We start from the raw sequence: 14,475 nt of genomic DNA, 5'->3' as shown, positions 1-14,475 counted from the left end.
CCTGTAAGTACGTCGACGTCCCCGCATCTCACCCGCCGATCATCTACCCGCCGGGCTCCAGGCTGGTTTTTCGGCAGATGCAGCTCGATCGCCGCCCACGCTTCATCCGACAACCAGAATAGCGCCATGCCTCATTCCTCCTGATCCACACGCCAGTGAATCAGGAAAACTGTCACCACTCAAGATGCTGATTGGGTTTGGACCCTAGGGTGGGGCGACGATGTCCCCCACCCGTCTGTCAAGATCCGCAGCCTGTTATGGCATCATTACGGTATCGATGACATGTACGACGCCATTGGACTGCATGACATCGGCGGTGGTGATGCGACCGACATCGCCCTTGCCATCCATGATGGCCCATCCGCCCATCGCCTTCTTGAACATGATCGGCTCGCCCTGAACGGTGGTATAGGTCGCCGTCCCACCATTCGCCTTTGCCTTGGCGGCGATATCCTTGGCGGTGATGCGGCCGGGTATGACGTGGTAGGTCAGGATCGAGGTCAACTTATCCTTGTTTTCCGGCCGCACCAGGGTGTCGACGGTGCCAGCGGGCAGTTTCGCGAAAGCTGCGTTGGTCGGCGCGAACACGGTAAAAGGTCCGGGGCCGGAAAGCGTGTCCACCAGACCAGCCGCCTGAACTGCAGCGACCAGGGTGGTATGGTCTTTCGACTGTGAGGCGTTCTCGACAATCGTCTTGGTGGGATACATCATCGCCCCGCCAACCATCGGGTTGCGGGGGGCGGCAACAGCGGCCGTGCCGAAGGTGAGCGCGACAGCCATGATTGCGCCACGGATCATCAAAGTCATGCGATCTCTCCCGCCGCATGAAGTGCGGCTTTGGGATTACGTCGCCAAAAGCCCTTTGGACGCAGCGACGCCCATCGACTTTTTAAATTTCCGCAAGCTGTCCCGTTGCAACGACAGGTCCCGTCGGGGTCGGCTTGGGCGAACCACCCGTCGGCTCAATCGAAATGGCCAAGGTGGTCCCGGCAGCAACGGTGACCTGAGGAGAAATTTTCAGAGGAACCCCGGGCACACGGCCCAGCAGACCCGCCGCGTGAGGAACGCCATCACGCCCGATCGCCCATAGCTGCGCATCCTGGCCACTCGCAACGGATGGTGCGTCGCGCAGCTTCAATGTGCGGGTGACGGGATCGAAAAAGGCCGTGATCGGCGCGGCGCGCTCGGGGGTGAGGACAGCATATAGCAAGGGAGCAGGCTTGCTGGCACTCGATGGGACAGACGGCGTGTCCGGGCGGGTCACGACGACCGTCAACAAGATGGCCGCCGCCAGACTGGCGATACCGGCGATCGCCCGCCACGGGCCGGCACGATGGTTGTCATTGTCTCCCACCGCGAGAATCTTGCGTCCCAGCTCGGCGCTCGGCGTGACCGGTTCGACCTCCAGATAAAGCGCAGCCAGATGCCGCCTCCACAGTGCGACATCCCGCGCAAAGGCCGGATCATCCAGCATGCGACGCAACGCCGCAGCCTGCTCGTCACCCTCGAGGACTCCCAGCGCCAGTTCCGCTGCGGTCAGATCGGTCTCATCAGATGTCATCGTCGAGACACTCCTTGAGCCGTTCGAGGCCGCGCTTGATCCGGCTCTTTATGGTGCTGGTCGGAAGCCCTTGCTGTTCGGCAAGCCCGGCATAGGTGATCCCCTCGAAAAAGGCCGTTCGAATGGCGTCGCGCTGCGTGTCGCTGAGACGATCCATACAGCCGTGGAGTTTGCGCTCTTCCTCGTCCAGCAACATGGTGTCGAGAGCCAGACGGCTCGGCGCGGCCGGCTCCGCTATGTTGTCCCATGACGCGGTGGGGCGTCGGCCCAAGGCCCGGTGATAATCGATCGCGCGATTGCGGGCGATCGTAGCCAGCCAGGCGAACGGACTGGCCTGACCCGGTTCATAGGCACCGGCACGTCGCCAGATGATAGCGTAGACCTCTTGCAGAACATCCTCCGCCGCCTGTCGTTCGCGACATATACGAAGGCAGACGCCAAACAGCCGCGCAGACGTGAGGGCATATAGTTGGCGAAAAGCGGCACGATCCTCGCGCCCGGTCGCGACCAGGGCTTTGACAAGCTCCTGCCGACTGTCAGGTTGATTCATCGTCACTCTAGACGGGATACCGACGCGCTGCGCAGCAGGCAACCATATGCGCATGTCCGCCGGGCAATCGGCTTGGGGCGGGAAAAACGACTGCCTCGACAGAAAACCTCAAGCGGATTGGGTCTGCGGTCCTGCGCCTTTCGTTCAGCTTCACGTCTCTAAGATCGGATAGATTTCAGAAGGATCGACACCATGCGCCTCATGAACATTGCCGCTGCCATCAGCATGCTGACCGGTGCGACCGGCGCAATCGCCAGTGTCGATACGTCGGCCAAGCCAGGCGGTGTCTATCGGTTAAAGCCTGGCATCTATGTTCAGAAGGGTACTCCCTGCGCGTCGGCACCCAATGCGGCGATCCGCGAATATGACGGACGGGGCATCAGTACGCCGCACTCCCGTGAATGCCGCGCCCGCGTTCTGGCGCGCCGGGGCAGCCGCTATGAGGTCAGCCAATCGTGCATCGACGCTGGAGCGGGGCCGGCACCTCGATCTGTCGAGCGCCAGACCATCAGCATTCGCGATGCGCTCACATTCGGCATCAAGACCCGCGGTCCGATCACCGAATATCGTTACTGCCCGCCCCATATGCTCCCTGCCGGTGTCCGGGCGACAACACGTTAGGGTCCGACGGGCTCGGACACCTTAAGAGGACAAGCTTTAGAGACCAGTGGATAGGTGACCGTTATCGGCGGTGATACAGTGCCATATTCGCAACCGATGCGCGCGACTCGCCCCCGAGCCTTGCGAAGGGCTGTGTGCGCTGGCGATGAAAAATGGGGCTGCCCCTGTTCTTAAGGACAGCCCCGAAAGCAATTCACCCGTTTGCGCAGCCGTTACTCGCCGAAGCGGAAGCGGAAGCCCACGCCGTAATAGCGGCCTTCGTCCCGAATATCCTGGGTGTAGCGGAACCCGTAATTGTCGGTCGTAAAGTCGCGGAAGGGCTTGGCCAGCAGGTTGGTCGCATCGACGCTGAGCGTAAACTGCTTGGCGATGTCGTAACTCAGCGAGAAGTCCAGGCGGCTGATCGGCAGGGTGCCGTTCACCGTCTGCTTGTTGTTGATGTCCGTGCCGTAGTAATTCACGAAATCCGACCGGCGGTTATAGGACAGGCGACTGGTGATGCCGTTGCGTTCGTAGAAAAGCGAGGCGTTGTAGGTCCATTTGGACAGGCCGGTGATCGGCACGAACGGGCCATAGGTGAAGCTGTTGCTGTTCTGCGAGAAATTGGGCGTGCGGTTCGTGCCGTCCAGATAGGTCACATTGCCCTGCACGCCGAAGCCCTTCAGGTCGCCGGGCAGAAAATCCAGGAAGCTCTGGAAATTCGCCTCCGCGCCCAGAATGCGCCCCTCACCCGCATTTTCCGGGCGGCTCAGCTGGACGAAGCCATATTGCGGGTCCTGGACGAACCGCGTGTAGTTGCTGATGAAGCCGAACAGGTCGCGGTAGAATACCGCCCCGCTGATCATTCCCGTCTTCGAGAAATACCATTCCAGGCTGGCATCGTAATTGTGCGAGGTCAGCGGTTTCAAATTCGGATTGCCGCCCGACCCATTGGCGGTGATCACGTTGAACGGGTTGTTCGGATCGAGCGGCTGGTTTGCATTGCGCACGACGGTGGTGATGTTGAGCGCCGGGTTGAGCTGGCCAAAATCGGGCTTGGTCCGGGTGAAGGTATAGCCCAGGCGCAATTGCAGCGTGTCGGTGAACTTCATCCGCATGCTGGCATTGGGCAGGATGTCGACATAATCCTGATGCAGCGACTGGGGCGTCAGCGTGCGGACGCCGTTATTGTAGATCTGCGACACACCCGAATAGACGCCGTCGGTGATAACCGCGCGGACACCCGCCAGCCCGTCGACCTCGATCGAACCGATGTTGAAGCCGTATTTGCCTTGGGCATAGGCGGTATAGGTCTTTTCATTGGCGTGGAAAGTGCCCGAGGGGTCGACCGGCACCGCATCGCTGGCAAATTGGGTCTGCGCGTTTTTATAGCCCTGGTCGTTGGGATTGAGCGCAACCAACTGCGCCAGCGCCTGCCGCGACAGCGCACGCAACCGCGCTTGGCCGCCGTCGATGTCGCCATATGGATAGCTGAGATACTGGGTAAAGCCCTGGTCGCTGCCCCGGAACGGATTGCCGGTCAGGCCGAGTTGGCCGATGCCCAGGCTGCTGAACGGAATCCGCAGATTCTCGGTATAGGCATAGCGGTTGGCCGAGGCGTAATCCGCCAGACGCGTGGTCAGGCGATACCCCATCTGGATCTTCTTCAGAAACGGCAGCGGATCGGTGTCCAGCGACACGTCGCCCCGCCACTGGAAACCGCTGCCCGATGTCCGGTAATAGGCCTCGTAATAGCCGCGCCAGATATATTGCGAGGGGTCGGTCACGTTGAAGCCGGGCAGGCTGAACGCCACGCCGCCGTCACTGATGAAGTCGGCCTTCACCACCTGCGGCGATGTCAGCGCCGAATCCAGGCTGTGCGTATAGTCGGAGTAGACGCTGGTCGTATAGGCGAAGTCGGTCGACAGCGTGGCCCGCCCGGTTTCCCACTTCGCGCCGCTGGCGATCTGATAGGTGTTGGTCTGGGCACGATCGGTCGAGCGATAGGCCTGCTGGCGATACCCCCCCGTCTTGGTCAGGCTGCGCACATCGTTGGTGCCGTTGACCAGCACGACGTCGCTCAGCGTCGGGTCCTGCCCGCGCAGGTCATTGTCCCAGTCGTCGACATAACCCTGGCCGCGATAGCCCTGATAGATGCCCTCCAGATACACCTGGGTAGAGCTGTTCGGCGCCCATTGCAGCGCGAAATTGGCCGAGGGGCGCCAGCGCTTGCCCGCCGGATTGTAGAGGCCGACGCTATAGGGATAGCGGATCGTCCCCGTTTGCGCCGGGGTGATGACCGAGGCCGGGCTGGAATCGGTGATACTGGTGTTATTGTACCGGATCGCATTGTGATATTGCGACTGGGCATAGCTGGCATTGACCAGCAGGCCGACCTCGCCGATGCCCGTGTTCCAGCGGTCGGAGATCAGGATATTGCCGCTGGGGTCGTATTTGCGGCTCTGGTCGTTATACGTGCCGCGCAGGCCGCCTGCGACCACCAATCCCTTGAAATCGAACGGACGACGCGTGCGGACATTGACCAGACCCGCCAAGCCCGGCTCGATGATGTCGGCGGTGCCGGACTTGTAGATCTCGATGCCCGCCAAAGCCTGGGCCGGGAAGTCCTGCAACTGGCTGCGCCGCAGTTCGGCGGTGAAGAATTCGCGCCCGTTATAGGTGGTCGCCACGTCGGGCAGGCCGCGGATCAGCACGCCGCTGACCTCGTCGCCATAGCGATTGACCTGCACGCCCGCCAGGCGCGCCAGGCTTTCGGCTGCCGTATCGTCGGGCAATTTGCCGATGTCCTGCGCGACCACCGCGTCCAGGATCGCATCCGAGTTGCGCTTGATCGACGCTGCATTAGCCAGGCTCTGGCGCAGGCCGGTGACGATGATCTCGCCATCGGTCGAGCCGCCGTCCGTGGTGGCGGCGTCGCTTTGAGCCGCGGCGGCAGGGGCGGCGGCGGTGGAATCGCTCTTCTGATCGGGTGTCGCGGTCTGCGCCTGGACGGCGGACGCCAGCGCCAAAGGTGCAACGGACAGCAACAGCGCAAGACGCTTCATAAACCCCCTCCTCCATCATGCCAGTCCTACGGAACTGACTTTATTTGTCTGACTTAGTGTCGGGGCCGTTCGGAGGGGTCAATGAACAAAGTTTTCACAATTCCGTCACAAAACATTGCGTTACGCCTTGTACCGCCGGACGAAGGGGTCTGTTTCTGATGGAAAATGGCGCGGGGCTCTTGCGCGGGGCGGTTGGCCAATCAGACAAATAGGCGAATTGATCGGCCATCGCTCGCCCGCTCCGTGCGACGCCGTCGCACAGGCCCGGCAGCGAGCCGACACCCTTCACATTCCTCGATCTTTATCGCCGTGTTTTCAATGCCTTATCGGCACCGACCGTGATGCGCGGATGAACAATCGTCCATCCCGCTTCCCTGTAATTTGCCGTTCAGCCAGCCGGTCGCACGTCCCTGTCCCATAAAAGGTTCAGGAGTATTGCGATGACCAGGATCATCCTTGCGGCGGGCTTTACTGCGATGGCGCTGCTGACGACGGCACCCGCCGCCGCACAGCTTTCGGTCGGCATCAGCGTCCGGCTCGCGCCGCCGCCGCTGCCCGTTTATGCCCAGCCGCCGCTGCCGGGTCCCGATTATGTCTGGACGCCGGGCTATTGGGCTTGGGACGATCTGGCCGGGGCCTATTACTGGGTGCCGGGCAATTGGATGCTGGCACCGCGTCCGGGCCTGTTGTGGACGCCGCCCTGGTGGGGTTGGCAGGACGGATTGTATGTCTTCCACTCGGGCTATTGGGGACCGCATGTCGGCTTTTACGGCGGCGTACCTTATGGCTTCGGCTATACCGGCTTCGGCTTTCACGGCGGCTATTGGCAAGGCAACCACTTCGCCTACAATGCGACCGTCACGAACATCACCAACGTCCATGTGACCCATATCTATCGACAGAATGTGGTGGTGAACCACATCACCCGGGTCAGCTATAATGGTGGCCCCGGCGGCGTGCCCGCGCGCCCGACCTCGCAAGAGCTGATGGCCGCGCACGAGATGCATGTCGCGGCCCCTCTCCATCCCATGCCACCGATGACCGCGATGCGCCCGCCCCCGCATGGGTTCGTACCGCCAAATCGCGGCCCGGCGGCCATGCCGATGGCCGCGCCTATGCCGGTCGTCCATCGCGGCCATGGGGCCCCGGCCCCCATGACCGATGAGCGCCCGGCGCCCTTCGCCCGGCCGCTCACCGCCTGGCGCGCGCCCTTGCCGCCGCAGCGAAGCGCCGCGACATGGAGCGGCGGCGGCTATTCCACGCCGCCCATGGCGATGACACGGCCTCCTCTGACCCCGCATGGTTATGCGCCGCCGCGCGTAGTCTTCCGCCCCGCCCCCAGGCCACCAGCGCCGCCGCGTCCGCCGCATGGCGATCATCATGGCCATGGCTGAACGTGGCGGCGTGAACCATCGCGCGCTTGCCGCGTATCCACCCGGACCGACCACCAGCCCCTGAGGTGACACGATGACGCCCCGCCCCCTGCCGCGACCACCGCTGATCCTGGGCGCGGCCGGGGTCTTGCCGCCGCCGCTTTGCATCGCACTGGCGCTGGTCGTGCCGCGGCTCGGGCTGCCCGCCACGATCGCCGGGGGCGTCTATGCGGCGCTCATCCTGTCCTTTCTGGGCGGGCTGTGGTGGATGGAGGCATTGATTCGGCAGGACCGGCGCATTTTGCCCTATGTCGCCGCCGTGGCGCCGAGCCTGATCGGCTGGGCTGTCCTGTTGCCGCCTTTGCTGGGCGCAGGGTCGCTCCGGGTCGCGCTGTGCATCCTGGGTGCGACCATCCTGCTGACGCCGCTGGTCGATGCACGGATCGCCCCATCGGTGCGCGAGATGCCCGGCTGGGGTCGGCTCAGGCTAGCCCTGTCGCTCGGCCTGGGAGCGTCGACGCTGCTGCTCGGTATCGTCGCCCCCTGGTGATTCGCATCAGGCGGGATCATCGCGCGGCGGCGTCTCTGCGGGACGGCTATCACCCTCGCCCTGCCGCGCCTGCGCCTTGCGCCGTTTCAGATTCTCCCGGAGTGCGGCCGCCAGCCGCTCCGCGCGTTCGTCCTTCGCCATGGCAATTCGCATAATCTGTCCAACGGACGCTTGACAATGCCCGCCCAATCGTCTCTAGGCGCGCTTCCCGCGTCGAGACGCGAGTGCTGCCGTAGCTCAGTGGTAGAGCGCATCCTTGGTAAGGCTGAGGTCGTGAGTTCAATCCTCACCGGCAGCACCATTCTCCCCCCACCCGCCCAAGCGGTTTGAAAGGGGGAGCTTTTGGTCCCCATGCAAAAGTTGGTTGGGATCGTTTCACGCTCTCGCTAGCTATCTGGACATGAAATTCCGTTTTTCCTTCGGCGCTCAGGTGTTCGTCGGCATGGCCGTGGGCCTGCTGCTCGGCCTGCTCGCCCGGTCGCAGGGTATCGCTGGCTTGGCCGAGGCCCTGCGCATCATCGGCGAAAGCTTCGTCCAGTTGCTCAAGGTGCTGGTCGTGCCGTTGGTGTTCACCGCCATCGTCGCGTCGATCGCGGCGCTGCGCGACCTGAACAATGCCGCGCGGCTGGTCGCGGCCACCTTCATCTGGTTCGCCATCACCGCGCTGATCGCGGTCAGCATCGGCCTGACGCTGGGCACCGTCCTGCAACCCGGCCTGCATGCAGGCGTCGCGCCGGGTAGTGCGGTGCGGCCCGATACGGCGGGCTCCTGGCTCGACTTCCTGCGCGGGCTGATCCCATCCAATATCCTGGGCCTGTCCGCTTCGACCAGCACGGGCGACGGCGGGGCGCTGAAGACCGGCTTGTCGTTCAATATCCTGCAGATCATCGTCATGGCGGTCGCGATCGGCGTCGCCGCCGTGCGCGTGGGCGACAAGGGCGAGAGCTTCCTGTCGTTCAATGCCTCGGCGCTCGCCATCTTCCGCCGCATCCTGTCCTGGGTGATCCGACTGACCCCGCTCGGCTCGGGCGCGCTGCTCGGCAATGCGATCGTGCGCTATGGCTGGCAGTCGCTGTCCGCGCTCGGCAGCTTTGCCTTGGCCGTCTATATCGGGCTCGGCCTGGTGCTGTTCGTCGTCTATCCGCTGCTGCTGCTGGCCAACGGCATGTCGCCCAAGCGCTTCTATGCCGCCGCCTGGCCCGCCATCCAGCTTGGCTTCGTGTCGCGTTCGTCGATCGCGACGCTGCCGGTCACTGAAGACGCGGTCGAGCGGCGACTGGGCGTGCCACGCGCCTATTCGGCCTTTGCGGTGCCCTTTGCCGCGACGACCAAGATGGACGGCTGCGCCGCCATATATCCGGCGATCTCGGCGCTGTTCGTCGCGCAATATTATGGCCTGCCGCTGCATGTCGGCGATTATGTGCTCATCGTGCTGGTATCGGTGCTGGGGTCGGCGGCCACGGCGGGGCTGACCGGCGCGGTCGTGATGCTGACGCTGACCCTGTCCACGCTGGGCCTGCCGCTGGAGGGTGCGGGGCTCCTGCTGGCGATCGATCCGATCCTCGACATGGGGCGTACCGCGATCAACGTCGCGGGCCAGGCGCTGGTCCCGACCATCGTCGCGCACCGGGCGGGCCTCATCACCGACGCGCCCCCGGCGGACCGCTTGCCGGAGGTGCCGCAAACAGGGTAAACGCGTGCATGAGCTTGCGCGCGGTGTTCTGGTGGAGTAATACACGCGAGTGGCCGACCACCGGAACCCTGTGATGCGCCCCGATCCGTTCAATCCCGACCGTGTACCCCTCGACCGTCCGTACGAACCGGTCGGGCCCCATTATCCGCTCTACGACGCGGAGACGCAGAGCTGGTCCTTCGGCACCGACGAGGCGCCGGAGGATATGCGTCCCCGCCGCCGCATCCGTTGGGGCCGGTGGATCATGCGTGGGATGGGCGCGGGCATCATCCTGCTGGTCATCGCGATCATCTGGCTGGCCGTCACCGCGCCGCTGTCGCGCTCGCTCCAGCCGCCGACCCCGCCCTCGATCACGCTGACCGCCGATGACGGCACGCCCATTGCCCGGCGCGGGGCGATCATCGGCGCGCCGGTCGATGCCGCCAAGCTGCCCGCCCATGTGCGCGAGGCGTTCATGGCGATCGAGGACCGACGTTTCTATTCGCACTGGGGCGTCGACCCGCGCGGCATCCTGCGCGCCGCCTGGCATAATCTCGGATCGGGCGGGGTGCGTGAGGGCGGATCGACCATCACCCAGCAGCTGGCGAAAAACGCGTTCCTCGATTCCGACCGGACGGCGGGCCGCAAGATTCGCGAGGCGATGATCGCCTTCTGGCTGGAGGCGTGGCTGACCAAGGACGAGATCCTGTCGCGATACCTGTCGAACGTCTATTTCGGCGACAATGTGTACGGCATCACTGCTGCGTCGAAGCATTATTTCGGACGCACGCCCGACAAGCTGAACATCGGCCAGGCGGCGATGCTGGCCGGACTGGTCAAGGCCCCTTCGCGCCTGGCTCCCACCACCAACCTCAAGGGCGCACGCGCCCGGCAGGCCGTCGTCGTCGCGGCGATGGAGGATGCGGGCTTCCTGACCAAGGCGGAGGCCGATGCCGTCCAGCCGCAACGCGTGCTCGCCTCGCGGCCCGAAACCTTGCCCAGCGGCACCTATTTCGCCGACTGGGTGCTGCCCGAGGCGCGCGACCAGGCAGGCGAGATCAAGACCGAGGCGACCGTCCAGACGACGCTCAACCCCCGGCTCCAGCGGATCGCCGAGCGCACGGTGCGCAGCGCCGGGCTGAACCAGGCGCAGGTGGCATTGGTCGCGATGCGTCCCGATGGCCGCGTCGTCGCGATGGTCGGCGGCAAGGATTATTCCAAGAGCCCGTTCAACCGCGCCACCCAGGCGCGCCGCCAGCCGGGGTCCGCGTTCAAGCTGTTCGTCTACCTCGCCGCGCTCCGCTCGGGCATGACCCCGGACTCGACCATCGAGGACGAACCGATTGATATCGCCGGGTGGAAGCCACGCAACAGCGACGGCCGCTATCTGGGCAAGATCACCCTGCGCCAGGCCTTTGCGCGCTCGTCCAACGTCGCCGCCGCCCGGCTGACCCAGGCAGTCGGTGTGAAGTCGGTCATCAAGGCAGCGCGCGACCTGGGCATCACCACGCCGATCCCGAACGAGGCGACCATCGCGCTCGGCACCTCGACCGTCAGCCTGCTGGAGCTGACCGCCGCCTATGCCGCGGTCGCCAATGAAAGCTATCCGGTCGCGGCGCGCGGCCTGAACGACGTCAAGGAGAAGGGTTGGTATCAGTCGCTGACCGAGCGCAAGACCGGCTTCGCCTCGGCGGTGCATGACGGGATGCTCGACCTTTTGTCCTCCTCGATCAAGACCGGGACCGGGCGGCAGGCGCTGCTGACCGTCGATGCGTATGGCAAGACCGGAACGACGCAGGACTCGCGCGATGCGCTGTTCATGGGCTTCGCGCGCGACCTGGTGGTCGGCGTCTGGGTCGGCAATGACGACAACACGCCCAATCCCGGCCTGTCGGGCGGCGGTGTCCCGGCACGCATCTGGCGCGCTTTCATGCAATCCGCGCTCGACATCCCGCCGGTGGCCGCCCCGGTGGTGATGGAGGAGGCCGACCCGGATGCGATCACCAACGGCATGGACGAAGAGGCGATGCCCGCCGAAACCGACCCCGTGGGCGATATCATCCAGGGGTTGGGCATCGACCTGAAGACCGGTGAGGACGGCTCGATCACCATCGGCCCCGGCCGCCGCCGCGGTGAACGCCCGCCGCCGGGCCCGGATGACCGCCGCCCGCCGGACGAACGCTATGACGGTGAGGAGTAAGGCCTAACGGAGGAGTGTCGCGGCCGATCATAGAGTCATCGCTAGCGGGGTCCCCTCCCCCCGGCCCCCTCCCGCCTGCGGGAGGGGGAGCGTCCCCGAAGTCGACCCGTCCATCCTTAGGACACCGGTGTTGACCTGATCCGCGACCTCGCCCAAACGCCATCGCCATGCGCTTCTTCTCGGACAACGCCGCCCCTATCCATCCCAAGGTGATGGAGGCCATCGTCGGGGCCGACGAGATGGACAGCCCCTATGACGGCGACCGCTGGTCGAAAGCGTTGGACGAGCAGCTGTCGGACCTTTTCGGCACCGATGTCGAGGCGCTGTGGGTGCCCACCGGGACCGCCGCCAACTGCCTGGCGCTGGCGGCGCTCTGCCCGCCTTATGGCGGCGTGGTCTGTCACCGCGACTCGCATATCCAGAATGACGAAGGCGGCGCGCCCGAATTCTACACCCACGGCGCCAAGCTGATGCTGGCCGATGGCGAGGGGGCCAAGCTGACCCCCGACACGATCCGGAGCGTGATCGACGCCATCGCCAATGACGTCCACCGGGTCCAGCCGCACGCCATCTCGATCACCAACGCCACCGAATATGGCCGCGTCTACAACCCCGACGAGGTGGCCGCGATCGGGGGCCTGGCGAAGGAGCGTAAGCTGGGCTTCCACATGGACGGGGCGCGCTTCGCCAATGCGGTGGCGCGGCTGGGCTGCACGCCCGCGGCCCTGACCTGGCAGGCGGGGGTGGACGCGCTGTCCTTCGGCTTCGTCAAGAACGGCGCGATGAGTGCCGAGGCGCTGGTCTTCTTCAAGCCCGGCCTGGCCGACGCCACCCGCCGCCGCCGCAAGCGCGCAGGGCTGCTGATGTCCAAGGGCCGCTATTTGGCGGCGCAGGTGCTGGCGATGGTCGAGAACGACCTGTGGATCGCCAATGGCGCGCTCGCCAATGCCTGTGCCGAGCGGCTGGCCGAGGCGGCGGGCGACCGGCTGATCCATGCCGTGGAGGCCAACGAGGTCTTCCTGCGCGCCACGCCCGAGGAGACCGCCAAGCTGCGGGCGCAGGGCTTCGACTTTTATGACTGGGCGGAGGGCGAAATTCGCCTCGTCACCGCCTGGGACACCGATGCGGGCGCGGTCGGCCGCCTGGCCGACGCGATCGCCGCCCTGAATAAGAGCACGACGTGAGCGAGTTTGACACCGGCCCCCGTTCGACCCGCGCCGCCGTCCTGATCCCCTTTGCGATCGTCACGCTGATCTGGGGATCGACCTGGCTGGTCATCCGCGACCAGATTTCGCTCGTCCCCGCCACCTGGTCGGTCAGCTATCGATTCCTGATCGGCGGCCTTGCCATGGGGGCCTTTGCGCTGGCCCGGCGGGAGAGTTTTCGGCTGGGCCTGACCGGCTTTCTCTTCGCCGCCGGGATCGGGCTGTTCCAGTTCGTCCTCAATTTCAACTTCGTCTATCATGCGGAGGGCTACATCACCTCCGGCCTGGTGGCGGTGATCTTCGCGATGCTGCTGATCCCCAATGCCGGGTTCGCACGCCTCTTTCTCGGACAGCGCATGGGGCGGCAGTTGCTGGTCGGCTCCGCCATCGCGATGGCGGGGGCGGCGCTGCTGTTCCTGCATGAGGCCCGCGTCGATCCGGCCGGGCCCGCGCGCGCCCTGACCGGCATCGTCCTGACGCTGGTCGCGATCCTGTCGGCCTCGACCGCCAATGTCATGCAGGCGACCAACACCGCCAAGCGTTTCCCGATGCACGCCACGCTCAGCGTCGCGATGCTGGTCGGATCGGCAATGGATGCGGTGATCGCCTATACGCTGAACGGCCCGCCGGTGTTCGAGATGCGCGCAGGCTATGTCCTGGGCATCCTCTATCTGGGGCTGTTCGCCTCGGCGCTGGCCTTTCCGCTCTATTACCGCGTGCTGCGCGCTATCGGCCCCGCCAAGGCGGCCTATTCCAGCGTCATCGTGCCGGTCATCGCGATGAGCCTGTCGACGATATTCGAGGGTTATCGCTGGTCGCTGCTCGCCGGGGCCGGGGCGGGCGTCACCGCGCTGGGGCTGGTCATCGCGCTCAAGGCGCGCAGGCCCAACCGGTAATCGGGGTAGCGGGGACGCCAGTTCAGCACCCGCTTGGCCTTCCCGTTCGCCACCCGCCGGTTCTCGCCATAGAAACCGCGCGCCGCCGCCGACAGGCTCTCCAGCGGCACCAGCGGCGGCGGGGCCAGCCCGGCCAGTTCGGCGGCATAGGACACGACCGCATCCTGGTCGCATGGGAAATCGTCCGACAGGTTGTACGCCCCAGCCGGACCGTCGAACCCGGCAACAACGCCTGAGACGATATCGGCGATATGCACCCGGCTGAACACCTGGCCGGGCAGCCCGACGCGGTGCGATCGTCCGCTGCGCACCCGGTCGATCGGCGAGCGGCCGGGGCCGTAAATGCCGGGCAGGCGGAACACTCGCGCGCCCAGCGCCTGCCAGTCCGCATCCGCCACCGCGCGGGCCACGCGGCGGCCGGAGCCGATGGCGGCACTCTCGTCCACCCAAGCGCCGCCGGTATCGCCGTAGACACCGGTCGAGGAGAGATAGCCCAGCCACGCGTCCAACCGGGCGAGACGCTCGCCATAGGCGACGAGCACCGGGTCCACCTCGCCCTCGGGCGGGACCGAGGACAGGATATGCGTGGCGGCGGCGATCTCCGCCGTCACGCGCTCCCGGTCGTCGAAGCGGATGGAGCCGCCGCGTCCGTCGCGGGTGGTGCCCGTCACCGACCAGCCACGGCCTTCCAACAGGGCCGCGAGATGCCCCGCGGCATAGCCCAGGCCGAACACGAACAGTTGACTCACCCTACCTCCCGACATGGCCTTGGACGTCACTCAGGCTGAACGGATGGAAGGCGG

General features: G+C 65.4%; 13 protein-coding genes and 1 tRNA gene. 8 read left to right on the top strand and 6 right to left on the bottom strand.

What is annotated here, in order from left to right; all coding sequences use genetic code 11:
- Positions 1 to 255: 255 nt before the first annotated feature.
- The 3 genes from SB4_RS03830 to SB4_RS03820 all read right to left on the bottom strand — a co-directional run bounded on the left by SB4_RS03830 (position 256) and on the right by SB4_RS03820 (position 2,111).
- Positions 256 to 807 (bottom strand): fasciclin domain-containing protein, encoded by a 552-nt coding sequence (locus tag SB4_RS03830; RefSeq protein WP_058751484.1) that lies wholly within the window; start codon positions 805 to 807, stop codon positions 256 to 258.
- A gap of 82 nt (positions 808 to 889) precedes the next feature.
- Positions 890 to 1,561, bottom strand: a complete 672-nt coding sequence (locus SB4_RS03825) for an anti-sigma factor (protein WP_058751483.1) — start codon at positions 1,559 to 1,561, stop codon at positions 890 to 892.
- Complete coding sequence (locus SB4_RS03820) at positions 1,551 to 2,111, bottom strand: sigma-70 family RNA polymerase sigma factor (RefSeq protein ID WP_058751482.1); 561 nt, start codon at positions 2,109 to 2,111, stop codon at positions 1,551 to 1,553. The genes SB4_RS03825 and SB4_RS03820 overlap by 11 nt, the downstream gene beginning before the upstream one ends.
- Positions 2,112 to 2,303: 192 nt before the next feature.
- Here SB4_RS03820 and SB4_RS03815 point away from each other — a divergent pair, with 192 nt between their 5' ends.
- Complete coding sequence (locus SB4_RS03815; protein WP_058751481.1) at positions 2,304 to 2,732, top strand: hypothetical protein; 429 nt, start codon at positions 2,304 to 2,306, stop codon at positions 2,730 to 2,732.
- A gap of 212 nt (positions 2,733 to 2,944) precedes the next feature.
- Here SB4_RS03815 and SB4_RS03810 read toward each other — a convergent pair whose 3' ends face one another.
- Positions 2,945 to 5,776, bottom strand: coding sequence for a TonB-dependent receptor (locus tag SB4_RS03810; RefSeq protein WP_058751480.1), 2,832 nt, complete (start codon positions 5,774 to 5,776; stop codon positions 2,945 to 2,947).
- A gap of 440 nt (positions 5,777 to 6,216) precedes the next feature.
- On the opposite strand from SB4_RS03810, the gene SB4_RS03805 reads away from it, so the two are divergent.
- Both SB4_RS03805 and SB4_RS03800 read left to right on the top strand, forming a co-directional pair.
- Positions 6,217 to 7,170 (top strand): YXWGXW repeat-containing protein, encoded by a 954-nt coding sequence (locus SB4_RS03805; RefSeq protein WP_058751479.1) that lies wholly within the window; start codon positions 6,217 to 6,219, stop codon positions 7,168 to 7,170.
- Positions 7,171 to 7,243: 73 nt separating this feature from the next.
- On the top strand, positions 7,244 to 7,699 hold the full coding sequence (locus tag SB4_RS03800) for a DUF3429 domain-containing protein (RefSeq protein ID WP_058751478.1): 456 nt from the start codon (positions 7,244 to 7,246) through the stop codon (positions 7,697 to 7,699).
- Positions 7,700 to 7,705: 6 nt separating this feature from the next.
- On the opposite strand, the gene SB4_RS20495 is transcribed toward SB4_RS03800, so the two are convergent.
- Complete coding sequence (locus SB4_RS20495) at positions 7,706 to 7,840, bottom strand: hypothetical protein (protein ID WP_275044977.1); 135 nt, start codon at positions 7,838 to 7,840, stop codon at positions 7,706 to 7,708.
- A gap of 85 nt (positions 7,841 to 7,925) precedes the next feature.
- Between SB4_RS20495 and SB4_RS03795 the strand changes: the two genes are divergently transcribed.
- The 5 genes from SB4_RS03795 to SB4_RS03775 all read left to right on the top strand — a co-directional run bounded on the left by SB4_RS03795 (position 7,926) and on the right by SB4_RS03775 (position 13,672).
- Positions 7,926 to 8,000, top strand: a tRNA-Thr gene (locus SB4_RS03795).
- A gap of 99 nt (positions 8,001 to 8,099) precedes the next feature.
- Positions 8,100 to 9,392 (top strand): dicarboxylate/amino acid:cation symporter, encoded by a 1,293-nt coding sequence (locus SB4_RS03790; RefSeq protein WP_058751477.1) that lies wholly within the window; start codon positions 8,100 to 8,102, stop codon positions 9,390 to 9,392.
- A 73-nt stretch (positions 9,393 to 9,465) separates the two neighbouring features.
- Positions 9,466 to 11,571 carry a transglycosylase domain-containing protein gene (locus SB4_RS03785; protein WP_058751476.1) on the top strand — a complete coding sequence of 702 codons (2,106 nt, stop codon included), beginning with the start codon at positions 9,466 to 9,468 and terminating at the stop codon, positions 11,569 to 11,571.
- 167 nt (positions 11,572 to 11,738) lie between these two features.
- A complete protein-coding gene (locus SB4_RS03780; RefSeq protein ID WP_058751475.1) occupies positions 11,739 to 12,755 on the top strand; it encodes a threonine aldolase family protein in 1,017 nt (338 codons plus the stop codon).
- Complete coding sequence (locus tag SB4_RS03775; RefSeq protein ID WP_058751474.1) at positions 12,752 to 13,672, top strand: DMT family transporter; 921 nt, start codon at positions 12,752 to 12,754, stop codon at positions 13,670 to 13,672. The genes SB4_RS03780 and SB4_RS03775 overlap by 4 nt, the downstream gene beginning before the upstream one ends.
- On the opposite strand, the gene SB4_RS03770 is transcribed toward SB4_RS03775, so the two are convergent.
- Entirely contained in the window at positions 13,582 to 14,436 is an 855-nt protein-coding gene (locus tag SB4_RS03770; RefSeq protein WP_058751473.1) for a Rossmann-fold NAD(P)-binding domain-containing protein, read from the bottom strand. The genes SB4_RS03775 and SB4_RS03770 overlap by 91 nt on opposite strands.
- Positions 14,437 to 14,475 lie beyond the last annotated feature (39 nt).

It is taken from the genome of Sphingomonas sanguinis (assembly GCF_001476905.1).
Classification (GTDB): Bacteria; Pseudomonadota; Alphaproteobacteria; order Sphingomonadales; family Sphingomonadaceae; genus Sphingomonas; species Sphingomonas sanguinis_B.
The sequence above is the reverse complement of the archived record's forward strand: the minus strand, read 5'-3'. Positions and strand labels throughout refer to the sequence as shown.

What these genes read in the sequence shown, in the direction of transcription:
- SB4_RS03830 (WP_058751484.1), bottom strand. Translation starts at nt 807, where the DNA reads ATGACTTTGATGATCCGTGGCGCAATCATGGCTGTCGCGCTCACCTTC.
- SB4_RS03825 (WP_058751483.1), bottom strand. Translation starts at nt 1,561, where the DNA reads ATGACATCTGATGAGACCGATCTGACCGCAGCGGAACTGGCGCTGGGA.
- SB4_RS03820 (WP_058751482.1), bottom strand. Translation starts at nt 2,111, where the DNA reads ATGAATCAACCTGACAGTCGGCAGGAGCTTGTCAAAGCCCTGGTCGCG.
- SB4_RS03815 (WP_058751481.1), top strand. Translation starts at nt 2,304, where the DNA reads ATGCGCCTCATGAACATTGCCGCTGCCATCAGCATGCTGACCGGTGCG.
- SB4_RS03810 (WP_058751480.1), bottom strand. Translation starts at nt 5,776, where the DNA reads ATGAAGCGTCTTGCGCTGTTGCTGTCCGTTGCACCTTTGGCGCTGGCG.
- SB4_RS03805 (WP_058751479.1), top strand. Translation starts at nt 6,217, where the DNA reads ATGACCAGGATCATCCTTGCGGCGGGCTTTACTGCGATGGCGCTGCTG.
- SB4_RS03800 (WP_058751478.1), top strand. Translation starts at nt 7,244, where the DNA reads ATGACGCCCCGCCCCCTGCCGCGACCACCGCTGATCCTGGGCGCGGCC.
- SB4_RS20495 (WP_275044977.1), bottom strand. Translation starts at nt 7,840, where the DNA reads ATGGCGAAGGACGAACGCGCGGAGCGGCTGGCGGCCGCACTCCGGGAG.
- SB4_RS03790 (WP_058751477.1), top strand. Translation starts at nt 8,100, where the DNA reads ATGAAATTCCGTTTTTCCTTCGGCGCTCAGGTGTTCGTCGGCATGGCC.
- SB4_RS03785 (WP_058751476.1), top strand. Translation starts at nt 9,466, where the DNA reads ATGCGCCCCGATCCGTTCAATCCCGACCGTGTACCCCTCGACCGTCCG.
- SB4_RS03780 (WP_058751475.1), top strand. Translation starts at nt 11,739, where the DNA reads ATGCGCTTCTTCTCGGACAACGCCGCCCCTATCCATCCCAAGGTGATG.
- SB4_RS03770 (WP_058751473.1), bottom strand. Translation starts at nt 14,436, where the DNA reads ATGTCGGGAGGTAGGGTGAGTCAACTGTTCGTGTTCGGCCTGGGCTAT.